Source organism: Alcaligenes sp. SMD-FA (assembly GCF_025960365.1).
In the GTDB taxonomy this organism is placed as follows: Bacteria; Pseudomonadota; Gammaproteobacteria; order Burkholderiales; family Burkholderiaceae_B; genus Alcaligenes; species Alcaligenes aquatilis.
Genome location: NZ_CP110108.1, coordinates 1,124,668 through 1,146,526, shown reverse-complemented (window position 1 = coordinate 1,146,526; position 21,859 = coordinate 1,124,668). Strand labels below are relative to the sequence as shown.

General features: G+C 55.7%; 19 protein-coding genes. 5 read left to right on the top strand and 14 right to left on the bottom strand.

From position 1 onward, the window contains the following. Positions 1 to 101: 101 nt before the first annotated feature. On the bottom strand, positions 102 to 1,067 hold the full coding sequence (locus OKX01_RS05260; RefSeq protein ID WP_108727908.1) for a hypothetical protein: 966 nt from the start codon (positions 1,065 to 1,067) through the stop codon (positions 102 to 104). Between the two features lie 129 nt (positions 1,068 to 1,196). Here OKX01_RS05260 and OKX01_RS05255 point away from each other — a divergent pair, with 129 nt between their 5' ends. Beyond that, positions 1,197 to 2,339, top strand: coding sequence for a GNAT family N-acetyltransferase (locus tag OKX01_RS05255; protein WP_264672580.1), 1,143 nt, complete (start codon positions 1,197 to 1,199; stop codon positions 2,337 to 2,339). A 5-nt stretch (positions 2,340 to 2,344) separates the two neighbouring features. Here OKX01_RS05255 and phaR read toward each other — a convergent pair whose 3' ends face one another. The 5 genes from phaR to OKX01_RS05230 form a co-directional block, all read right to left on the bottom strand. Then, the gene (gene phaR / locus OKX01_RS05250) at positions 2,345 to 2,887 is read right to left on the bottom strand and encodes a polyhydroxyalkanoate synthesis repressor PhaR (protein ID WP_094195972.1); all 543 of its coding nucleotides are present in this window, start codon (positions 2,885 to 2,887) and stop codon (positions 2,345 to 2,347) included. 59 nt (positions 2,888 to 2,946) lie between these two features. Next, positions 2,947 to 3,684 (bottom strand): acetoacetyl-CoA reductase, encoded by a 738-nt coding sequence (gene phbB / locus OKX01_RS05245; protein WP_009457629.1) that lies wholly within the window; start codon positions 3,682 to 3,684, stop codon positions 2,947 to 2,949. A gap of 126 nt (positions 3,685 to 3,810) precedes the next feature. Further along, on the bottom strand, positions 3,811 to 5,442 hold the full coding sequence (locus OKX01_RS05240) for a PHA/PHB synthase family protein (RefSeq protein WP_108727909.1): 1,632 nt from the start codon (positions 5,440 to 5,442) through the stop codon (positions 3,811 to 3,813). 143 nt (positions 5,443 to 5,585) lie between these two features. Further along, positions 5,586 to 6,353, bottom strand: coding sequence for a peptidoglycan editing factor PgeF (gene pgeF, locus OKX01_RS05235; RefSeq protein WP_230019156.1), 768 nt, complete (start codon positions 6,351 to 6,353; stop codon positions 5,586 to 5,588). Further along, the gene (locus tag OKX01_RS05230) at positions 6,335 to 7,300 is read right to left on the bottom strand and encodes an RluA family pseudouridine synthase (protein ID WP_125276929.1); all 966 of its coding nucleotides are present in this window, start codon (positions 7,298 to 7,300) and stop codon (positions 6,335 to 6,337) included. Before OKX01_RS05230 ends, pgeF begins: the two co-directional genes overlap by 19 nt. A gap of 95 nt (positions 7,301 to 7,395) precedes the next feature. Between OKX01_RS05230 and OKX01_RS05225 the strand changes: the two genes are divergently transcribed. After that, a complete protein-coding gene (locus tag OKX01_RS05225) occupies positions 7,396 to 8,193 on the top strand; it encodes an outer membrane protein assembly factor BamD (RefSeq protein ID WP_199827906.1) in 798 nt (265 codons plus the stop codon). A 250-nt stretch (positions 8,194 to 8,443) separates the two neighbouring features. Here OKX01_RS05225 and OKX01_RS05220 read toward each other — a convergent pair whose 3' ends face one another. The 8 genes from OKX01_RS05220 to OKX01_RS05185 all read right to left on the bottom strand — a co-directional run bounded on the left by OKX01_RS05220 (position 8,444) and on the right by OKX01_RS05185 (position 17,906). Next, positions 8,444 to 9,127 carry a TetR/AcrR family transcriptional regulator gene (locus OKX01_RS05220; protein WP_108727911.1) on the bottom strand — a complete coding sequence of 228 codons (684 nt, stop codon included), beginning with the start codon at positions 9,125 to 9,127 and terminating at the stop codon, positions 8,444 to 8,446. Positions 9,128 to 9,178: 51 nt separating this feature from the next. Continuing rightward, positions 9,179 to 10,474 (bottom strand): TRAP transporter large permease, encoded by a 1,296-nt coding sequence (locus OKX01_RS05215; protein WP_094195966.1) that lies wholly within the window; start codon positions 10,472 to 10,474, stop codon positions 9,179 to 9,181. A 2-nt stretch (positions 10,475 to 10,476) separates the two neighbouring features. Then, entirely contained in the window at positions 10,477 to 10,983 is a 507-nt protein-coding gene (locus OKX01_RS05210) for a TRAP transporter small permease (protein WP_108727913.1), read from the bottom strand. A 20-nt stretch (positions 10,984 to 11,003) separates the two neighbouring features. Continuing rightward, the gene (gene dctP / locus OKX01_RS05205; RefSeq protein WP_094195964.1) at positions 11,004 to 11,996 is read right to left on the bottom strand and encodes a TRAP transporter substrate-binding protein DctP; all 993 of its coding nucleotides are present in this window, start codon (positions 11,994 to 11,996) and stop codon (positions 11,004 to 11,006) included. Between the two features lie 48 nt (positions 11,997 to 12,044). Then, positions 12,045 to 13,370 carry an NAD(P)/FAD-dependent oxidoreductase gene (locus OKX01_RS05200; protein ID WP_264672579.1) on the bottom strand — a complete coding sequence of 442 codons (1,326 nt, stop codon included), beginning with the start codon at positions 13,368 to 13,370 and terminating at the stop codon, positions 12,045 to 12,047. Next, complete coding sequence (locus OKX01_RS05195; RefSeq protein ID WP_230019153.1) at positions 13,367 to 13,732, bottom strand: ethanolamine utilization protein EutQ; 366 nt, start codon at positions 13,730 to 13,732, stop codon at positions 13,367 to 13,369. The genes OKX01_RS05200 and OKX01_RS05195 overlap by 4 nt, the downstream gene beginning before the upstream one ends. A gap of 263 nt (positions 13,733 to 13,995) precedes the next feature. Then, positions 13,996 to 15,477: a SulP family inorganic anion transporter gene (locus OKX01_RS05190; RefSeq protein WP_094195962.1), complete on the bottom strand. Its 1,482-nt coding sequence runs from the start codon at positions 15,475 to 15,477 to the stop codon at positions 13,996 to 13,998. A 374-nt stretch (positions 15,478 to 15,851) separates the two neighbouring features. Beyond that, positions 15,852 to 17,906 (bottom strand): ATP-dependent DNA helicase, encoded by a 2,055-nt coding sequence (locus OKX01_RS05185; RefSeq protein ID WP_108727915.1) that lies wholly within the window; start codon positions 17,904 to 17,906, stop codon positions 15,852 to 15,854. A 160-nt stretch (positions 17,907 to 18,066) separates the two neighbouring features. On the opposite strand from OKX01_RS05185, the gene OKX01_RS05180 reads away from it, so the two are divergent. From OKX01_RS05180 to OKX01_RS05170, 3 genes are all read left to right on the top strand, one after another. Beyond that, entirely contained in the window at positions 18,067 to 20,415 is a 2,349-nt protein-coding gene (locus tag OKX01_RS05180) for a Tex family protein (RefSeq protein WP_094195960.1), read from the top strand. Positions 20,416 to 20,418: 3 nt separating this feature from the next. Continuing rightward, on the top strand, positions 20,419 to 20,931 hold the full coding sequence (locus tag OKX01_RS05175) for a hypothetical protein (RefSeq protein WP_264672578.1): 513 nt from the start codon (positions 20,419 to 20,421) through the stop codon (positions 20,929 to 20,931). A gap of 236 nt (positions 20,932 to 21,167) precedes the next feature. Next, a complete protein-coding gene (locus OKX01_RS05170; RefSeq protein WP_094195958.1) occupies positions 21,168 to 21,818 on the top strand; it encodes a CatB-related O-acetyltransferase in 651 nt (216 codons plus the stop codon). Positions 21,819 to 21,859: the final 41 nt, after the last annotated feature.

The following is a 21,859-nucleotide window of genomic DNA, read 5'->3' as shown; positions in this document are numbered from 1 at the left end:
TCCTCCCAAGCCATACCTATAGCTTGAACAGCGCTCACACGGCTAATCACAAAAGCCGGAAGAGAACCTCCGGCCCCTAAAAACCCCGTGCTTGACGTCAACTAATTCGATGCCTCTGCTCGGCCAAGGCTGAACAAATGCAAACCATAGCGCAAATGATCACGCAGCCAGACATAGGCTGCAGGAACCTGCCCTGTATCAAATCTGGCTTGCAAGCTCAGGCCAGCTAATAATTTACGCGCTTGATCAACAGACACGCCAGGCTCCAGGCGTACCACTGGCCAGGAGGGATCCATGTTCATCTCCAACGACAAGCGCCCATGGGGTGCGGGCAGTTGGGCGATGAATGCCAGCAAGGCATCACGACTGTCTCGATCCGCCACCGAATCGGGCATCAGTTGTACCGCACTGCGTGCTGCCAACAAGGCCTTTTCAATAGCGGGGCGCGGGTCCTCGTGCATACTCATGCTCAAGACCACTGCGGGCATGACCATGGACTGGATCAGATTTTGATTATCCAGATACAGATTCAGGCTTTTAAGCTCCGCCTGTTCAAGATCGTCTGCCCCCAAGGCGCGCCCTACTGCAGACTCAACACCAAACTGTGCCTGAACACGAACCTCCCTCAGGTGCTGGCTACGCAATCGCGCTTGCTCCAGAGACAATTGCGCTGACGCTGAGTCCCACTTGTAGGCAAGGGAGAAATCCATCGGCTTTGCCTGTAGACGCATAATGTAATCTTGCCCCGGCAGCAGCCCGGTCAGAACATAGATCCCGCTTATTCTTAAATCCATGGAATCAGGAATCTCTTGCTGCTCAGAATAGGAGGCTAATCCCTCATCGCGCAACACCAGCTCGTCAAAAGCCAACAGCATGGACGAAAAACCAGCCGACCACTGCCCATTCTGAACTCGACAAGCTCCATCCTCATCCTGCATCTGCAACTCATCACCAGATTGCGGCTGCAAAGCGACATAATTACGCAAATACTCACAAGCCGGCCCCGCTTGAACCGAACTGGCCAGCACCATCGCGCTGCCCAACATCAAGGCAATCTTTTTCTTCATGAACCCCTCGTAGTGGGCAAGCGCCGGCAACCCTGCCAAACAAGCCTTCCCTTTGCATGAAACGCTGGCTAGTATACAAAGCCGTCAGGGCCTATGCCCTACTCCTGTTTCAAGATAGGCCCCACTGCTATGGTCAGCACTGAACCGATCCAGTTTTCACTTTGCACCCAACTGAACAAGCTCGACTCAGCAAGCTGGGATGCGCTATCAGATCATCACCTCTTGCTCCGCCATGCCTTTCTAAGGTCGTTGGACGACGCTGGCTGCGTCACCCCACAAACAGGCTGGTCACCGCATTACCTGTTGATGCATCGTGGACAGACGCTGTGTGGCGCCGTGCCCCTGTATCTGAAACACCATTCCCGGGGAGAATATGTGTTTGACCAAGGCTGGGCTCAGGCCTATCAACGTCACGGCCTGGACTATTACCCCAAGCTCTTGTGCGCCATCCCTTTTACGCCCGTCAGCGGCCCGCGTCTTTTGGCTCACTCTCATGAAGATCGGGTTCTGCTGGCCCGACAACTGATTCAACTGACACAGAGCAATCAGTTGTCCTCCGTACATGTGCTCTTTCCCAATCCGGACGACAGGCAAGCTCTGGAGCAGGCTGGCTTCATGATTCGCCATGATGTGCAATTTCACTGGCAGAACCAGGACTACGCCAGCTACGAGGACTTTCTGGCTTCGCTGACCCAGCAAAAGCGCAAAAAAATGCGACAGGACAGCCGCAAGGTTTACGAACAAGGCCTGTCCTTTGAACACAAGCAGGGTCAAGAAATTAGCGAACAAAATCTGGACTACTTTTACCAGTGCTACGCCAACACCTACCAAGAGCGCGGGCAACATCCTTATCTAAACCGGGATTTCTTTGCCCGCCTGCACGAGCAGTTGCCCGAATCCCTGGTATTGATTCTGGCACAACAACATGGACAAGAAGTCGCCTGCGCCCTGTCGCTACAAGACGGACACACGCTTTATGGACGTTACTGGGGCTGTACCCGCTACGTGCCTGGCCTGCACTTTGAGACCTGCTACAACCAGGCAATCCAGTTTTGCATTGCACAGCAACTGCGTGTTTTTGAAGGTGGCGCTCAAGGCGAGCACAAGCTCTCGCGTGGCTTGTTGCCCACGCCCACCAGCTCGGCACACTGGATTGCAGATCCTCGCTTTGCCCACGCCATTGAAGCGTTTGTGCATGAAGAAGCGGGCCATGTGGCCCGCTATCAGGAAACTCTCAGCAGCCATACCCCGTTTAAAACGCTGGCAGGCTAAAAAAATCAGTCTTTCTTGTCTTTGCCCGGTGGCACAAAGGGAAAGACCGAGAACATCTGCCGAGTCTGATCCTGCATCTGGTCCTGCATTTGCACGAACAGATTCTTGCTTTGGTCGATGTAGCTGTTCATGACGGTTTGCATCACAGGGGCCTGTAGACTCATGAATTGCGCCCAGGCCTCGGGGCCGAACTGCCCGCCATACACGCCCTTGGACTGTTCGGTCATGCGCTCCTGAATCTCCATGAAAGCCTGAATGTTTTTTTCCAGATACGAGCCCATGACCCCCTGCATGGCATTGCCATAAAAGCGGATGATCTGCATCAGCACCGGAGTGGAAAACATCGGGATACCCCCGCTTTCTTCCTCAAGAATGATCTGCAGCAAAATACTGCGCGTCAGGTCCTCGCCGCTTTTGGCATCGACAACCGCGAACTCCTCGCCTGACAGAACCAGTTGCTTGACATCGACCATCGTGATGTAAGCACTGGCCTGTGTGTCGTACAAGCGACGATTGGGGTATTTCTTGATGAGTCGAGGGGATCCCATGCTGGTGCTTACTTCCTAATCAATAAAACAAAAACACGCGCTATGCACTGCAACAAGCCTTAGCTCATGTGCAAGCCACCGTTCAGGGAGAAATCCGCGCCAGTGGCAAAGCCGGAATCACCCGAGGCCAGCCAAGCGACCATAGACCCGATTTCATCGGGCGTGCCCAAGCGCCCCACCGGAATGGTAGCCACGATTTTCTCCAGCACATCGGGACGAATCGCGCGGACCATGTCCGTACCAATATAACCGGGGGAAATAGTATTGACCGTCACCCCCTTATTGGCAACCTCCTGAGCCAGGGCCATGGTAAAGCCGTGGATCCCGGCTTTGGCCGTCGAGTAGTTGGTCTGGCCAAATTGCCCTTTTTGCCCGTTCACCGAACTGATGTTGATGATGCGGCCCCATTGGCGCTCTACCATGCCATCAATCACTTGTTTGGTCACGTTGAACAAGCTATTCAGGTTGGTGTCGATCACTGCGCGCCAATCTTCCTGGCTCATTTTACGGAAGGTTCCGTCGCGTGTAATCCCGGCATTATTGACCAGCACATCGACACGGCCAAAATCGGCAAATACTTTTTTAAAGGTCTCGACGGTCGAATCCCAGTCTGCCACGTTGCCCACCGAAGCATGAAATGTGTAGCCCAGCTCGGCTTGCTCGCCCAACCATTTCTGAAAATCACGGTTGGGGCCACAACCTGCAATTACGGTAAACCCGTCTTTGGCCAGGCGCTGACAAATGACTGTCCCTATCCCTCCCATACCACCAGTTACGTAAGCTACTTTGCTGCTCATATCCATCTCCTGAAAGGGGTGACAACGCTCGAATCCCTGTGCCGGCCCGGGCAATGAAAAAGCCTGGCGTCGGGATCAAGGAAGCAGGCTGATTACCCTGCTCCCGAAACCTGAAAAACTGAAGAATTAACTGGCGCGCACTTTCACATAACTGCCGGGCGCCTCTTCCAGCACGGGATAACGCGCATGGCCCAATCGACGTTTTGCGCGACGCCGTGAGCCCGACAAGGGCGCCAGCCAAGCAATCCAGTCCGACCACCAGCTACCGGGGACGGACTGAGCCCGTTCCATATACTGCTGGGCATCCAGCGTGGCGACCGGCTCGCCGTCTTGCAGCACCCAATAATTACGACGCTGCTTGGCAGGCGGATTGATCACGCCCGCAATATGGCCAGACGCTCCCAACACAAACCGATGCTGGGCCGCCGGCAATGCCCGCAAGGACGCATAGGCAGACTGCCAGGGCACGATATGGTCATCTTTGGAGCCATACAGGTACACAGGCAAATCGAGCTGACTCAGATCGGCACGGTGCTCTCCCACGGGGACGCCCCCCTTCTGAATCAGGCGATTTTCCAGATAGGTATTACGCAAATACCAGGTAAAGAAAGGACCGGGCAAATGGGTGCCGTCGGAATTCCAGTACAGCAGATCAAATGCAGGCGGTTTTTTGCCCTGCAAGTAATTGCTGTTCACATAGTTCCAAACCAGCTCGGCGGGGCGCAAGAAAGAAAAGGTACTGGCCAGTTCGCGGGCATTGAGCAAACCGCCCTGCCCCAACTGCCACTCCCGAAACGCGACCTGTGCCTCGTCGATGAAGACGTTCAGCATACCCACGTCAGTAAAGTCCAACATGGTGGTCAACAAGGTCATGGAAGCGGCCGGATCCTGGCCTTTATTGCGCGCCAGTGCCAAGGCACTGGCCAGCAAGGTGCCGCCAATACAAAAGCCCAGCGTATTGATTTTTTCCTGTCCCGACAGTTCCTGGCTGACGCGAATCGCCTCCAGCACGCCTTGCTCCAGATAGTCCTGCCAGCTCAGGGCATGGATATGGGCTGCATCGTTCGGCTGGGGATTGCGCCAGGACATCAGATACACCGTCAGCCCCTGATCCAGGGCATGGCGTACGAACGAGTTCTCGGGTTGCAAGTCCAGAATGTAGAACTTGTTAATACACGGGGGCACGATCAGCAAAGGCACGGCATGCACCATGCTGGTGGTGGGTGAGTACTGAATCAGCTGGAAAATATCATTCTGGAACACCACGGCACCTGCAGTGGTGCCCACGTTTTGCCCCAACTGAAACTGGCTTTCATCCGTTTGGGTCATGCGCCCCTTTTGCCAGTCATCCATAAAGTTGGACATGCCTTCCAGCACCGACTGGCCGCCCGTGTCCATCATGGTTTGTAGAGCCTGGGGGTTGAGCATCAAGTAATTGCTGGGCGACATGGCCTCGGCCCACTGCATCATGGAAAAGCTCAGACGCTCCCGCTGTGCGGTGTCCAGCTCCATCAGGTCCAGCATCTCGTTCATGGCCTGAACGCTAAGCTGCCAGACATGGGCATTGAACAAGGCAGTAGGATTACGCTGCCAGGCGGCATCCGCAAACCGACGATCCTGCGGGGCAGGCAAGGCTCCCCGTTGGGCCTGGTCCCACAGCTCCTGCCACTGCTGCATGTAACGAGCCTGGAGTTCAGCACAGCCGGTAGCATCCATCGGTTTGCCAAAACCTTGAAAAGCACTGTTATTACTCGACATCTGCCACCTGTAAACGAATTGCAAATACGCTTAGAGCATGACGTTCGTCACAAAGGCAGTCAATTGGGGTAATTAATTAGGCTGGCGCGCCAATAGACGGAATTAAAAATTCCATATGGTATTTAAAAACGAGCAAAAAACCGTTAACGCGGGTTCAGGCGAGCAATCGTGGCTTGTCGGCCAGTCAAGGGCGAGCGCCGATAAGAATAAAACAAATCATTATCTTGAAACGTGCACAGGCCACTTAAATGCACAGTTATTTTTCCGAGGCTCAATTTTTCCAATCGGTGGCGTGCAATACCGGGCAAATCCGCCTGCCATTTTCCAGGGCGCTTTCCCCGAATAAAAAAGGCGGCCAATTCAGGCTCGTCCAGAACATAGGCATCAAAGACCTCCTGCCCGACCTCGAAGTGCTCCTGGCTAATCGCCGGCCCAATCCAGGCTTGCCAGGATTGCGCTTGGGGACAACGGGCGGCCATCGCCTGCCAGGTATTTTCCAAGACTCCGGCTTGCAGCCCACGCCAACCGGCATGGGCCACACCGAGCACCTGGGCATGCTCATCCCAAATGACAACCGGCAGGCAATCCGCCGTCAAGATGGCCAAAGTGCGATCCCGGCGCGTGGTGATAGCGGCATCAAACTGCCTGGGCACGGCAGGCAGGACCTCCTGATCCGCATCCAGCACGTCTGTACCATGTACCTGTGCCAACCAGATGGGCTCCGCACTCAAAAAGTCCGCAAGCCGTTGCCGATTGACCTGCACCCGCTGCGGATCGTCGCCGGTATTCAAGCCCAGGTTCAGGCTGTCGCGCTCGTCCTGGCTGACGCCACCGGCCCGAGTCGTACAAAAATAAAGCAGCCCCGCTTGTGCGGGGCCGCTAACCGTAGAAATCAACGTTGAGTGTGCCATTCAATAGACTCTACAACAGACTGATAATCAGCCGGTGGCTCTGCCGAGAAGCTGCGGCGCTCGCCCGTATCGGGATCTTCAAACTCCAGCACGTGCGCATGCAGCATTTGACGCTGTGCCCCCGCAACCACGCGGCCACCATAGAGGGTATCGGCCAGCAGGGGATGCTTGATCGAACTGAGATGGACACGAATCTGGTGGGTACGCCCTGTCTCCAGTCGGCAAGCCACTTCGGTGACCGCTTCTTCACCCACATAACCCTGACGCAACATTTGATAATGCGTTACGGCATGCTTGGGGGCAACGGATGGTCCAGTGCTCATGCGCACTGGCACGCGCAAATCGCGTCCAATTGGCTCATCTACCGAGCCCTGGCCCGGCAAGACACCATGGACCAACGCCAGATACTGGCGTCCCATGCTACGCTCTTGCAGTTGTCGGACAAAGTGAGTTTGTGCGACTTCTGTGCGAGCCACCACCAGCAAGCCGGAAGTGTCTTTGTCCAGCCGGTGTACAACACCGGCACGGGGCACCTGTCGCAAAGTGGGAAAGCGAAACAGCAAACCATTGAGCAAGGTGCCGCGCCAGTTACCCGCGCCAGGGTGCGTGACCAGACCGACTGGCTTGTTTACCACCAGCCAGGAGTCACTTTGAGCCACAATCTCGAAGTCCACGTCATCGGGCTCAAAAGCCATGTCTTCTGGGGCCTGTTGCTCCCAGACCAGCACGGTATCACCAGGGTAAACCGTATGCTTGACCTTGACGGCCTGGCCGTTGACGAGAACATGCCCGCTCTCGACCCAGGACTGTAGACGGCTGCGCGAATGCTGAGGCAGTAACCGCGCTAAAGTCTTGTCCAGACGATCGGGAGACGCAGTGATGGGAAGGATAAAACGCAGTGCGTCGGAAGAAACAACACTATCTTTTTCAGTATCTGTGTCAGGCATGGCGACAAATCATATAATTGAGCAGCAATGCTAACACCAAGGACGCTTTTGTGACTCGCCTGAACCTGAACTTGCCACGTATTCGTGGTACCAAGCTGGCCCAAGTAGCCGCATTAATGCTGGCTGCCACTTTGCTTGCTGGCTGCGGCACTACCAAAAAAGAAGTTGACCCCACCTCGGGTTGGACCGCCGAGCGTTTGTATAAAGACGCCCGTGAAGAAATGTCGGCCGGCAACTGGAAAGACGCGCGTACCCGCCTGGAAGCCGTCGAGTCCCGCTACCCCTTCGGCACATATGCACAGCAATCGCTGATCGACCAGGCTTACATTAACTGGAAAGACGAAGAGCCTGGCAAAGCCCTGGCCGCTATTGACCGCTTCCAGAAGCAATACCCCAGCCACCCCGGCACCGACTATATGCTGTACCTGAAAGGACTGATCTCCTTTACGCCTCCTAGCGCTGCCCTGTCCAACATTACCCAGCAGGACCCCAGCGAGCGTGACCCTAAAGGTCTGCGTGAATCCTACGAAGCCTTTAACGATCTGCTGCAACGCTACCCCGACAGCCGATACGCACCCGATGCCGCCAAACGTTTAACCTGGCTGGTCAGCACCATCGCTCAGAACGAAGTACATGTGGCCGAGTACTACTACAAACGTGGCGCCTACGTTGCCGCTGTTAACCGTGCCCAAACCGTTATTACGGACTTCAAGGGTGTGCCCATCGCCGAACGTGCGCTGTACCTGATGTACCTGTCCTACGACAAGATGGGCCAGACCGAGTTGCGAGACACCACCAAACGCGTGATGGACCAAAACTTCCCTGACTCAAAATACTTCACGGAAGGCTTGGATACCAAGGTTAACTACTGGAACCCCATCAACTGGTTCTAAGCCTTGCAGCAAAGCAGCACAAGATACGGACTGCCTTTGTGAAGCGGCAATAAAACGTCTCACTGAACGCAATCCCAAAAAGGGCCGAATCCTCTTCAGGATTCGGCCCTTTTAGTTTCCCGACTTCAAACTGATATTCCTTGGCAGCTCGCTTTGCCCTGCCCTTCAGAGCAAGGACTATCAGTCAGGATGCTCCTTCCTCTGTGGCCCCCTAGGCACGCCTGACGCCCACCGGCTCCAGAGCATCCAACTATCCCACCACTTTCTTGGCATTGTCCTTTTGCACGCTATACATGCGCTCTGCAAAAGCCTTGGCCTTGGCCGGATCCAAAGGCTGGCCACCCAAGATCTTCATGGTGTCATTCAAATACACCATACGATCTTCCAGATTTTCCTGCAGGCCAATCAAGTAATAGCCAATCTGACAAAAGTACGTTGTCCGTGCTCGGGTCTGAGCTTCTATCTGTTCCAACCCCATACGCTGAAAGAAATTAGCCAAGGCATTCATGCAAGCCTTGTCCGCCCGCGCTACCGCCTGACGCACCCGCTCGGAGCGCCTTGCCCAATCACGCATGGCCATATCCAGACCCGGTTCGAAACGGGACACGTCCAGCCAGGTGGAGAACAGCGACAACATGCCATCTTGCAAATTGTCCACATTCTCTAGCGCCAGCATGGTAGAGCGCATATTCTTTTGCTCCCAAAAACCGACCAGCCCATCAAGCAGATCGTCCCTGTCCTTGAAATGCCAATAAAAACTTCCCCGTGTGACGGCCATGACCTGGGCCAGACGGGTGATGCGCACCGCCTCCACACCTTCTTGCATAAACAAGCGAATGGCGGCCTCCAGCCAATCCGCCCGCGTCAAATGCACATTAGGCTCGCTCAACGCCCCGGCTTGGGCCACACGTTCAATCAATTCCTTATCGCTCATATCGCCTGCTTGTAGAGTCGCTTTAATCGCCAAAGTATACCGGCGCTCCTCTTACAACAGGCCCAGCATTCGTGGAAACGCCAAGGAAACGGCGGGCACAAAGGTGGTAATCAACTGAACCGGAATGGCTACAAACACAATCATGGCAATGGCCGGACTAAAAGAGCGGTGTACCGCTACTTTACTGATACGGCAGGACATATACAGCACAGGTGCCATCGGCGGACTGTTGGAACCTACGATTACTGCACATGCCACAATCGCGGCAAACTGTACCGGGTTGACCTCTGCCGCCCCCACCAACGGCAGCAGCAAGGGAGCCACCACCACGGTCAAGGACACGTCATCGATAATCATGCCCACCAGAACCAGAAAGATATTCACCATCAAAAGAATTCCGATGGGACTATCGACCAGACCGGTCACAAAAGTGGCCAGGTCCTGTGGCACGCCTTGCGCAACCAGAATTCGGCCAATCAGGAAAGAGAACAGCAAGATCAGGATGACCGTCCCCGTGGTCTCTGCCGTACGTACAAAACTGTCGCACAGCTTGCGCAAGGTCAGCTCACGGTACACAAAGCAGCCAATACCGATGACCAGCACAACAGCTACCGCAGCCGCTTCTGTGGGCGTGAAGACTCCCCCATAAATCCCGCCCAGAATCAAGGCAGGAATACATAAGGCGGGGATGGCATAGAACAAGGTTTTGAGCGAGTAACGCCCTTGAGTTTCGTGCGCAGGCTGAGCAGGCGACTCCTTGAACCAGCGTCCAGCCACGACGTAATTGAACAAAATCAAACCAAACATCAAGAGCAAGCCCGGTCCGATCGTCGCTGCAAAGCAGGCCACCACGGATTGCTGGGTCACCACCGCAAACAAAATCATGGTAATGGACGGCGGGATCAGAATGCCCAGCAAGGAGGAAATACCCAACAAGGCCGCCGAGTACTGACGAGGATAACCACGTTGTTCCATGGGGTCGACCAAGATGGTGCCAATGGAAGCCACTGCCGCCGAGGCAGTCCCCGAAATCGCCCCGAACACCCCGGAAGCCAGAACCATGCTGGCCCCCATGCCACCACGACGATTCTTGACCAGCATTTCGGCAAAACCCACCAAACGATGAGCAATCCCGCCTGCCTGCATCAAATAACCTGCCATGATGAACAAGGGCAAGGCCAGCAGAACCAGGGAGTTCAAGGAACGGAATCCTTGCAGCATCAAGGTGTTCAAATTGACGTCATAGACCAAGGTCAACATTAACAACGTGCCAGCAAAGGACCAGGCCACCGGCACCCCCACCCCCAGCAGGAACAGCAGCAAGAGAACAGAAAATCCAGCATGCATAATCAATCGTCTCCCTGGCGCAAGGCCATCAAAGACTGATAAACATCGCGCAAGGCATACAACAGGCTACCGACTGCGTTCAGGCCAATTGCAGACTGAGGCACCCAGACAGGAATCGACAGCTCCGCCATGGTGGCGGAGAAGCGGGAGCCCCACATGAACATGCGCAAGGTCCAATAAGCGAAGGCCACCACAATAATCAGTACCAGTACCGACACAATAAAACGGTGAATGGCACGCGCTTGTGGCGTTTTCAAACGATGTGACAGATAGTCCACCACCAGATGCTGACGGGACTGACTGGCGATCAGCGCCCCGGTCATGTACAGCCAGATCGCCGCCACCATCACAATGGTGTGCACTCCTGTTGCCGGCCAGTTCAGGTAGTAACGTGCTGCCACCACATAGGCCAAACCTGCCGCCACCACGATGCTTGACACAATGGCCAGCCATTCCAGGGCAACCAGGGTCGGCCCGCGCTTCATTGGGATACCCTCACTCACGCTCATACTCCCTTGATCCAAGGTGTTCACTTGAGAGCCGAGGCGTTTTTCTCGATATGCGCCATGATGTTCTCGCCTACTTCAGCGTGCATCGATGGCCAGACTTTGGCGCGGACATGCGTACCCAATGCGGCCAGCTGATCCTTGTCGAGTTCAATGTAGTTTTTGCCCAGCGCCTTCCACTTCTCCACAATAGCCGCGTCCGCTAGCTGGGCCTTGGCAAACTGCTCTTGCATGATGCTGGTGGCGGAGGCTTGAATCACTTCCTGTTGTTCGGGTTTCAGGGCCTCCCAAGCTTCCAGGTTCATGGACAGCACACCAGTAATGAATTGCTGCTTGCTGCGCACGTAATAATCCAAGGTGTCGCGGAAATACTCGTAGTCGTAATAAATGACATTGGCCGCGTCGCCATCGACCACGCCAGTTTGAATGGAAGTGAACACCTCCCCCCAATCAATGGCGGCCGTTTGGTAACCCATGGCTTGCACAGACTGCTGCATTATGGAGATTGGAGGTACCCGTACCTTGATGCTCTTGGCATCCTCCACCGTCAACGCATGTTTGCCTTTGGTAGCAACGCCATTAAAGCCTTCAGGCCAGGCACCAAAGAACTTCAGACCATTTTCCTTGTAAACACTATCCAGCGTTTCATTCAGCCAGCCACCAGGCTGGTAAGCAGCCAGGGCTTCTTCCCAGGTGGTGAACATATAAGGCGTATAGATCACCGCAATGCGCTTGTCATAGGAAGTCATGGGCCAGTTCAACATCAACTGCACATCCCCCGCTATGTGCTGATCGAACACCTCTTCCTGACCTCCTAACTGGTTCTGATAAAAAACGCGTGGCGACAAAGCGCCTTGCGTGCCCTCTTTAATCAACGCGGCCCATTTTTCGATAGCGTCACCGCTAGGCGAACCCTGCGCGCCCGAGTCTGTTGCAATGCGCATGGTTTGTGCGGACACGGTGGCCACACTCAGGCTGAACATCACCGTCAGCAAAGTCTTGCTCAAAAGCGTCATAACTCCTCCTGGGTATCTCTTTTAAATTTGTTGTTCAAACTTCACTTGTCAGGCTTCTGCTCGGTGTCGCCACAACTCCCAGCCCAAACGGGCCCGGACCCCCACATCCAGAAACGGCCGTGGCGGCAAAGCATCGGGTTGCCCCAGAGCCTGCATGTCAGCAATCAAAGGGTTATCCACGCCACAGGCCAGATCCGCCACCAACATGCCGGAGATCGTGCCTTTGGTCAGCCCCACCCCGTTCTGACACACCGCGCAGTACACATGTGGCGCCACCTGCCCAAAGCCGGGCGAGCCGTTACGGGACAAGCAGATAAAGCCCGTCCAGGTGTGCTCCATTTCCACGCTCTTCAGATTCGGGAAACGCTCATCAAACAGGGCTTTGTGCTCGATGCGAACACGGCGACGGCTCTGGTCATCGCTACGCAAATTAGGGGCGTACGTCATGTGCTGGCGAATCAGAATGCGCTGGTCATTGGTGCGGCGCATGGTGATACCTACAAACGCATTGGCGGGCGTCAAACCCCAACTGGGCAAACCGCCCAATTCACGCTGTTCGCTTTCGGTCAGGCAACGAGTCAAGCTGGCATGAGCGGCCATCGGCATCAGCTTGCCGCTATAAAACCCAAACTGCTCCGCGAACACGTTCACGGCCAGAATCATCTTTCCTGCACGAACTTTGCCGCCGGGGGTGTCCAGCGTGACGCCATCACCTTGCTGCAAAGACAACACCGGCGTTTTTTCGTAGACGGTAACGTTGGGAGGCATATTGTCAGCCAGGCCACGCGATAAAGCAGCCGGGTTCAGCAGCACCGTGCCTGGGGTGTAAATACCTGTACGGAAATGCTTGAATCCCAGCTTATCGTGCAAAGCCTTCCCGTCCAGCCACTCATGCGGTTCTTTCAAGGACTCCAGCACCTGAAGCGTAGGCTTCAGGGTTGTGCGTACGCCTTCCTCGGAAACCGCCGCATGGAATTTCCCGATGGGGCTCCAATCACACTCAATGCTGTAACGCTCTACCTGAGCTTTCAGATAAGCAATTGCCGTACGCGCCAAGCGCACGTGCGAGCGGGCGGCGTCCAGTTCGCCCATGGAACTGCCAACGTTATGAGGGCTATCAATCGCAAAGCCGGAGTTTCGGCCTTGAGCCCCTTCACCCACCTGATCCGCTTCCAGCACCACGATGCTGTCATCGGGACGATTCTCTGCCAGGCGACGAGCTGCGGCCAAACCGGCCAGACCACCGCCAACAATCACCCAATCGGCTTGTATATCTTTACCTAAGGCTGGCTTGGCCATGCGAGGCGCCAGAAGCCGACTCCACCCATTGGTCTTGTCGTTCTCCGGCAGGTGCATAATTTTCTTGGTGCTCATGCGGCCGTCCGTGCGCTGGCCCAGTTGCTGGGATGCAGGCAATAATGGATCAGAGCAGACTCTGCTTCGTAGATCAGGGGAGTACCTGCGGGCAGCCAAACGCAGTCAAGGGGCCCTGCTTTCAAAACACCTTGCGGGGTATGAATATTGATGCTGCCTTCAATTACCGTGACCACTTCGTCGTAAAGCACAGTCCATTCAATTCGCGCCTTGCTCAGACGGGCATAACCAGCACTGAGAGGCGTGCCATCTTGCTCACCCACAATCTCCGCCAACTGCGCCATCTCGGGCTTTTCCTGTCGAGGCTGGAACGCCAAATCATTGAAACGCATCACCCGCGGCATCGTTTTTTCTGTCGTCATTCGCTTCACCAAACATAAGTGGATTCATAACATACATATCTGTATGTTGTGATGGTAGTTAGCTTGATGTAGAGCGTCAATGTCTTGAAGGATGGGGATTACCCTGCGTCGCACCCAGATTCTTGTTTAAGCTTGAATTATTATTTCCAGGCAATTGCGTGGGGCTGGAGGTGCACGACCGGGACTGAAATGTCCCCTTCAGAACCCAGGAAGGAGCAGACGATGGCAGTTAAGGCCGGCGCATCCAGCGCCGGCCACGCTATTTAATGAGGGTTTACGGGACTCGCACCGTCACTGCTGGGGTAACGAGCAAACTGTTCGATCATTGTCGTGCTACTGGCATCGAGCCCCTGCACCTGCACCTGGGCACCGCCACGACGCAACTTCAACACAACCCGATCCAAGGCCGCAACCGAGCTTAAGTCCCAAAATCGTGTCTGGCTCACATCAATACAGATATGCGGCACTTTCTCTTGATAGTCGAACTTTGAAAAAAAGTTCTCTGCCGAGGCAAAAAACACCTGCCCGAAAACAATATAAGTACGTGTCTGGCCATCTTGGCTAAGGCTTGAGGTGATGTGCAAAATACGGCGCACCTTGTGTGCAAAGAATACCCCGGAGAACAGGACACCTGTCAGCACTCCTTTGGCCAGGTCGTGGGTGGCAACAGTGACCACCACCGTCGCCAACATGACGACACTGGATGTTCTGGGATGCACGACCAGGTCTTTGATTGAACGCCAATTGAATGTGCTGATGGACACCATCACCATCACGGCAACCAAGGCAGCCATCGGTATCTGCTTGACCCACTCCCCCAGAAAGACAACCAGTATCAACAGCACAACACCCGCTGTTAAGGTGGACAGTCGGCCACGCCCACCTGATTTCACATTGATCACCGATTGCCCAATCATGGCACAGCCAGCCATCCCTCCTACAAAGCCCGTGGCGATATTGGCAATACCCTGTCCTACACACTCTCTGTCTTTGTTGCTCGTGGTATCGGTCATATCGTCCACGATAGTGGCCGTCATCAAGGATTCCAATAGACCCACAACACATAAGGTGACAGAGTAAGGAAAAATGATTTGCAGTGTTTCCCATGTCCAAGGAACCTGCGGGATCAAAAAGCTGGGCAGGCTGTCAGGCAAGGCCCCCATATCACCCACGGTGCGGATATCCAGCTCAAAAACCATATAGACAATGCTTAGAACGACAATGGCCACCAAAGGCGAAGGCACTGCCCTGGTGATATAAGGCAATCCATAAATGATGACCAGCCCAGCCGCCGTCATGGCATAAACGGGCCAGGTGACATTCGTCAACTCCGGCAATTGAGCCATAAAAATCAAGATCGCCAGGGCATTGACAAAGCCAGTGATGACCGAGCGCGAGACAAACTGCATAAGCTGCCCAAGGCGAAAAAAGCCAGCCAACATTTGCAGCATCCCTGCAAGAATGGTCGCCGCCAACAAGTAGTCGAGCCCATGCTCTTTCACCAGCGTCACCATCACTAAGGCCATCGCCCCGGTCGCAGCCGAAATCATGCCTGGTCGGCCACCGACAAAAGCGATGAGCGTCGCGATAGAAAAAGAGGCATACAGGCCAACTTTAGGATCCACACCGGCAATAATGGAGAACGCAATGGCTTCCGGAATCAAGGCTAATGCCACCACCAGGCCAGCCAGCAAATCACCCCGAACGTTGGAGAACCATTCCGTTCTGATTTTTTCAATAAACATAAACACCGCATTTAGCAAAGAAGAGAGACGCGCTTACCGTATCCAGCTAAACAGTCACCGTCTGGACACGCAAGGCAAAAACATGGGCATGCCCGTCGCGGCAAACAGCGACAGACAGAGAAAAGGACAAAGCAAGGAAAGAGCGCTCTTGCCGCGCTAGTGCACCCTAAGGGGGTGTGACGGAATGAAAGTGTCCGCGAGGCATGGCTGCGCCCCGGTAATTAACCGGTTTCAGTGTGAGGTAAGCAAGGTTAGCCATGGCCGTGATTGTACTCAGAAAACAAAACGCATTCCCTGCCCTTGGACACAGACACCTCACCAGGATTGGCCTGGACTATGTTTGGGGGCAAGAAACCAGTCGGTCAACTGTCTCCTTACGGCTGCTCCAGGCCGTCCTCCATCGTCACTTGCCCTGCTTCATCGCTCTGCCGCTTGGCCTTTTGCTCCCGCAAAAACGCCAGCGCACGAGCAGGATCACGAGTCCGAGCGAAAGGTGGCAAACCACGCCACAGCAATTTGCCGTAGGGTTTCTCGACAATGCGGGTATCGCCCACCATCAGCACGCCCCAGTCGCGCTCGGTACGGATCAGGCGCCCAGCCCCTTGTTTCAAGGCAATGGCTGCTTCGGGCAACTGGTATTCCATAAAGGGATTCCCGCCTCTGTCCTTGCATTCTTTGATACGAGCTTCCAGCACCGGATCATCCGGCGGAGCAAAGGGTAGCTTGTCGATCGCAACCAGTGTCAAGGCATCACCGGGCAGGTCAATCCCTTCCCAGAAGCTGGCACTGCCCACCAACACCGCATTGCCACGCGCACGGAACTCGTCCAGCAGAACCTGGCGCGAACGCTCCCCTTGGCGTAGCACATTGCGCTCTATGTCTTCCCGATCAAATCGGTCTCGCAGCATATCCGCAATCCGCTCTACCGAGCGCAAGGTGGTACAGAGCACCAACACACCGCCCTGACCCGCCTTGATCAGCGGAATGAGCGCATCCACGAAAGCCTGATTGAAATTCGGATGGCTGGGAAGCGGCAAGGTGCTGGGCACATAGAACAGTGCCTGATTCGGATAGTCGAACGGTGAAGCCCAGGCTTCGGTGCGGGCATCGAACAAGCCCAGTTGCCGCTTGAAATGATTGAAATCCCCATGTACCGACAAGGTCGCCGAGGTCAGCACCCAGGACTGCTCCTTGCCTCTGTAACGCGAGAAAATCTTGGCCACCGATAAAGGCGCACTGTGCAAACGCAAATAGTGCTGGCCACTTTCTACCCAACGCACGAATTCGTCGGGCTGGTCTTCATCCTTTTCACTTTCTGGCAGATAGGCGTGGCGGCCCTGGCGATCTGGCTGACTCCACTGGAACAAGCGTGCACGTATCTCCAAGGCACTTTTATGCGCTGCTGCCAGATCAGGATGGCGCTCAGCCACCATAGCCAGCATCTTGATGACCTTATCGAAGGTCTCCAGCAAATGCTCCAGCGCCTCATCAAAAAGCTCAGGCTCGGGCAAGGCCTGGAAAGTGGCGCGGCCACCTTGAGCCGCCAGCGACGCGGTACGCAAATGCAAATCCCGAGCCGCTTGCTCCAGCTTGCGGGCGACCTGGCTCCAGTCCACGGTCTCACGGGCCTGGGCCAGACCCGCCGCTTCTATCTGCCGACACAAATCCGTCAGTTGATACAAGGACACGCTGCTACCCAAAAAACGGGTAGCCACGTCGGGCAGTTGGTGCGCTTCGTCAAACACCACCAGATCCACGCTGGGCAGCAAATCCGTTACACCCTCTTCGCGCAAGGCCAAATCGGCCATGAACAAGGCGTGGTTCACCACCACCACATCGGCATCCTGAGCATGACGGCGAGCCTTCATCACAAAGCAGTCGCGCACAAAGGGACAGTCCTGCCCCAGGCAGTTATCCCGCGTTGAGGTGACCCGGTGCCAAATATCCGCATCTTCGGGGACTTCGGCCAGCTCACCCTTGTCGCCGCTACGGCTGCGCTCTGTAAAGAGCTGGATAGCACGCAGATAAGCGATTTCCGCACGAGACTTCAGAGCCCGGTCATCCTGCCCCAACCGTTCCAAATGGTAATGACAGACGTAATTACTTCTGCCCTTGAGCAAGGCCACATCGACCGGCAAAGCCAGCGCTTTACGCAGGTGGGGAATATCCCGACGGAACAATTGGTCCTGCAAGGTACGCGTTCCGGTCGAGACCAGCGCTTTACCGCCTTGCATGAACACCGGAACCAGGTAGGCCCAGGTCTTGCCTGTGCCTGTGCCCGCCTCGGCGATCAGTACGCCAGAATCGGCGACCGTCTCGCTGATGGCTTGGGCCAGCTCCAACTGAGCCTGCCGCGGACGATAGTGCGGGACAGACTCTGCCAGAGGGCCTTGGGGAGAAAAGATATCGGAATAATCCTGCAACAACATGGGGCAAAACCGCTCAGGGAGAGGTGACGAATGACAGAACTGTCTACAATCACAGTGGAATACATACAAGATGATACCTGCCAATTCTGGGTCGCTGCCGGTCTTTATGGCAAAATGCGGCGCTTGCAGACCCTTTTACAACGATGGACCCATAACTGAAATGACTGTGGAAACCCTCGCCCAGCAACAGGATCACCAACAGATTCTGGCGCTACTGGCCTCTGAACTGAACATCCGCATCCAACAAGCCGCCTCGACGGTTGAGCTCTTGGACAACGGGGCCACGGTCCCTTTTATTGCCCGTTACCGCAAGGAAGCCACCGGTGGCCTGGACGATAATGTCCTGCGCGATCTGGAAGTGCGCCTGATCTATTTGCGCGATATGCAATCGCGTCGTCATGCCATTCTGGAATCGATCCGCCAGCAAGAAAAACTGACGCCCGAGCTGGAGCAAGCCATTTTGGCGGCGGACACCAAGCAGCGTCTGGAAGACTTGTACGCGCCGTACAAGCCCAAGCGTCGTACCCGTGCCCAGATTGCCCGCGAGGCCGGTCTGGAGCCGCTGGCGGACGCCATTCTGGCCCAGAAGGATGCCGACCCTCTGGCACTGGCCGAAGGCTATCTGAATGCCGAAGCCAAGATCGACACGACCAAAGCTGCTCTGGACGGTGCCCGCGACATTCTGGCCGAACGCTTTGCCGAGCAAGCCGACCTGCTGGAAGCCATGCGCGACTATCTGTGGAAGTCCGCCCACCTGTACTCCAAGGTTGCCGAAGGCAAGGAGCAGGAAGGTGACAAATTCCGCGACTGGTTCGACTTTAACGAAGCGCTGCGCCAACTGCCTTCTCACCGCGTGCTGGCTTTGTTGCGCGGTCGTCAGCAAGGTGCGCTGGACCTGCGCCTGGGCCTGAACCCCGAACAGGATCAGCTCTTGCCCCACCCTTGTGTGCTGAAAGTGGCAGAGCTGACCGATATTGGCGCTGACTTTTCCGCCGACGCCAGCCCACGTGACCACTGGTTGGCCGAGGTCTGCCGCTGGACCTGGCGCGTCAAGTTGCTGACGGCGTTTGAATCCGAGCTGATTGGTCGTCTGCGCGAACAAGCTGAGCAGGAATCCACCCGCGTGTTTGCCGCCAATCTGCGCGATTTACTCTTGGCCGCCCCTGCGGGCAATAAAGCCGTTCTGGGCCTGGACCCAGGCATTCGTACCGGCGTGAAAGCCGCTGTGATCGATGCAACCGGCAAGGTGCTGGATACGGCCACCGTCTACCCCTTTGAGCCCCGTCGTGACCGCGAAGGCGCGATTCGTACCCTGGCCGGTCTGGCTACTCGCCACCAAGTTGAACTGGTCGCGATTGGTAACGGCACAGCGTCGCGCGAAACCGAGAAACTGGTGGCTGACCTGCAGTCGGCCTTCCCGCAACTGCCGCTGACCCGCGTCGTCGTGTCCGAGGCAGGGGCATCGGTGTACTCTGCTTCGGAAATGGCTGCCCAGGAATTTCCTGATATGGATGTCAGCCTGCGTGGTGCCGTCTCCATCGCCCGCCGCCTGCAAGATCCGTTGGCCGAACTGGTCAAGATCGACCCCAAATCCATTGGCGTTGGCCAATACCAGCACGACGTGAACCAGCGCGAACTGGCTCGCAGCCTGGATGCCGTGGTCGAAGATTGTGTTAACGCGGTGGGTGTGGACGTCAACACCGCTTCTGCTCCCCTGCTGGCACGCGTCTCCGGCCTGAACAACACGCTGGCCAAAAACATCGTCACCTGGCGTGACGAAAATGGTGCCTTCCAAAGCCGCAAGCAGTTGCGTGACGTGCCCCGCTTTGGTGAAAAAGCCTTTGAGCAGGCAGCGGGCTTTTTGCGTATTCCCGGCGCAGCCAACCCTCTGGACGCCTCGGCGGTTCACCCCGAAGCCTATCCGGTTGCCGCCCGTATTCTGGAGCGTCTGCAGACCGAAGCCAGCGATGTCATGGGTAAATCCGGCGCACTGAAAGGTTTGTCCCCTTCAGACTTCACGGATGAACGCTTTGGTTTGCCCACCGTGCGTGATATTTTTAACGAAATTGAAAAGCCCGGTCGCGACCCTCGCCCTGAATTTACGACGGCCAAGTTCCAGGAAGGCATCAACTCCCTGAACGATTTGACGCCCGGCATGATTCTGGAAGGCGTGGTCACCAACGTAGCCAACTTTGGTGCCTTTGTGGACGTAGGGGTACACCAGGACGGTCTGGTGCATATCTCGGCTCTGTCTGATACCTTTGTGAAAGATCCGCGTGATGTGGTTCGCGTGGGTCAGACGGTTAAAGTTAAAGTCCAGGAAGTGGATGTCGCCCGCAAGCGTATCGGTTTGACCATGCGCCTGAACGACGACAGCGCCCCAGTGCGTGGTTCCAACAGCACGAGCAACGCTCCCCAACGCCGCTCTGGAAACAATCGCCCCAACCGGCAAGCTGAACCAGCACCAACCGGTGCCATGGCAGCGGCCTTTAGCAAACTTCGGAGATAAGCCATGACTGAGACCGAGCGCCTTTCCCAACTGACGCGTCTGCTCAATCTGCTGACCGGATTTGATCAGAAGGAAGAGGATATTGCAGCCATCAGCCGGTCCGTACTGACTGCCAGCGCCAGCCCGGCAGCGATGGGTGAGGCGTATGGAAAGCACGCGCAGAACCTGATGGAACACGATCCGGATGGCGCTCTGATCCTGGCCATCAGCTACGAACTGGATGATTATCTGGCCCTGGCCGATACCGTCGATGAACTGTGGGAAGAAATTCTGGCCGCGTTTGAAAATCAGGACCTGCCCGCCTTTCCTTACGACGACATGCCTTTTCAGGACGTAGATGGCTTTTTCCAATGGGCGAACGAGCAGTTGCAGGAGTTTCACCCCTCCTACTGTCTGCTGGAGTTTGCCCAAAGCTATGACGAGGAGTTTCAACTGATCGTGGTCAAACGCGAGAGCCTGGAAGAAATTCTGAGCCTGTGTGAAACGCTGGATATTCCGGCCCAGCCAGCCGAATAAGGCAGCTATTCCTGCCGGCCCAAGCCCATCATCAAGCCCTGCATGAATGTTTACGCAGGGCTTGATGCTTTATGGCTGGTTTGAATACAAAGCGCCTCAACGCGCACTGGACGAGTCGCGCCATCAAGGTCAACCAAACGAGCCTCCTAGCCTCGCTTGGCTTCAATACGAACAGCCCACTTTGCCCTTACTGGCGCAAAGCCAGAACCAGCACGGCAAGGTCCAGAAGGAGAAGCATGGTGCAAAAGCACTGGTCGCAGGTCGAACTCCTGCACGAAACCGTATCCAATCCCAATATTCATATACGTGGCACACACAGCTACTACAGCCATGCCTGGACCGGCAGTTTTGAAGAAAGCGTGGTGCGTTACTTGTACGGGGACGAATACAGCCGCAAGACCTGGGACTCTCAATGGCCGGTGGACCAGCTACATATTGGCGACTACGTATGTATCGGTGCCGAGGCCGTGATTCTGATGGGCGGCAACCATACCCATCGCATGGACTGGTTCAGCCTGTATCCCTTCGTGGACAAGATTACGGACGCCTATGTGGGCAAAGGTGACACCCACATCCAGGACGGTGCCTGGATCGGTATGCGGGCCATGATCATGCCCGGTGTCGAGGTTGGTGAAGGCGCTGTGGTGGCCTCGGGGGCGATTGTGACCAAGAGCGTGGCACCGTATACCATCGTGGCCGGGAATCCGGCTGTGCCCGTGCGAAAACGCTTTGATGAGGCAAGCATTGAGCGGCTGCTGGCCTTGAGAATATATGACTGGCCAGAGGAAAAATTCACGGCCTTGCGCGACGTGATCTGTGCAGAAGATATTGCAGCATTGGAACTGGCCAGCCAGAACTGGGATCAGCGGTCTACGACTCAGACCTGAACCCTTGCCTTAGGGAGCTGCAAATGCAGAGTAGCCTTTGT

Bases quoted from the DNA above. Each gene is read 5' to 3' on its own strand.
- OKX01_RS05260 (WP_108727908.1), bottom strand. From the start codon at position 1,067: ATGAAGAAAAAGATTGCCTTGATGTTGGGCAGCGCGATGGTGCTGGCC.
- OKX01_RS05255 (WP_264672580.1), top strand. From the start codon at position 1,197: ATGGTCAGCACTGAACCGATCCAGTTTTCACTTTGCACCCAACTGAAC.
- phaR (WP_094195972.1), bottom strand. From the start codon at position 2,887: ATGGGATCCCCTCGACTCATCAAGAAATACCCCAATCGTCGCTTGTAC.
- phbB (WP_009457629.1), bottom strand. From the start codon at position 3,684: ATGAGCAGCAAAGTAGCTTACGTAACTGGTGGTATGGGAGGGATAGGG.
- OKX01_RS05240 (WP_108727909.1), bottom strand. From the start codon at position 5,442: ATGTCGAGTAATAACAGTGCTTTTCAAGGTTTTGGCAAACCGATGGAT.
- pgeF (WP_230019156.1), bottom strand. From the start codon at position 6,353: ATGGCACACTCAACGTTGATTTCTACGGTTAGCGGCCCCGCACAAGCG.
- OKX01_RS05230 (WP_125276929.1), bottom strand. From the start codon at position 7,300: ATGCCTGACACAGATACTGAAAAAGATAGTGTTGTTTCTTCCGACGCA.
- OKX01_RS05220 (WP_108727911.1), bottom strand. From the start codon at position 9,127: ATGAGCGATAAGGAATTGATTGAACGTGTGGCCCAAGCCGGGGCGTTG.
- OKX01_RS05215 (WP_094195966.1), bottom strand. From the start codon at position 10,474: ATGCATGCTGGATTTTCTGTTCTCTTGCTGCTGTTCCTGCTGGGGGTG.
- OKX01_RS05210 (WP_108727913.1), bottom strand. From the start codon at position 10,983: ATGAGCGTGAGTGAGGGTATCCCAATGAAGCGCGGGCCGACCCTGGTT.
- dctP (WP_094195964.1), bottom strand. From the start codon at position 11,996: ATGACGCTTTTGAGCAAGACTTTGCTGACGGTGATGTTCAGCCTGAGT.
- OKX01_RS05200 (WP_264672579.1), bottom strand. From the start codon at position 13,370: ATGAGCACCAAGAAAATTATGCACCTGCCGGAGAACGACAAGACCAAT.
- OKX01_RS05195 (WP_230019153.1), bottom strand. From the start codon at position 13,732: ATGACGACAGAAAAAACGATGCCGCGGGTGATGCGTTTCAATGATTTG.
- OKX01_RS05190 (WP_094195962.1), bottom strand. From the start codon at position 15,477: ATGTTTATTGAAAAAATCAGAACGGAATGGTTCTCCAACGTTCGGGGT.
- OKX01_RS05185 (WP_108727915.1), bottom strand. From the start codon at position 17,906: ATGTTGTTGCAGGATTATTCCGATATCTTTTCTCCCCAAGGCCCTCTG.
- OKX01_RS05180 (WP_094195960.1), top strand. From the start codon at position 18,067: ATGACTGTGGAAACCCTCGCCCAGCAACAGGATCACCAACAGATTCTG.
- OKX01_RS05175 (WP_264672578.1), top strand. From the start codon at position 20,419: ATGACTGAGACCGAGCGCCTTTCCCAACTGACGCGTCTGCTCAATCTG.
- OKX01_RS05170 (WP_094195958.1), top strand. From the start codon at position 21,168: ATGGTGCAAAAGCACTGGTCGCAGGTCGAACTCCTGCACGAAACCGTA.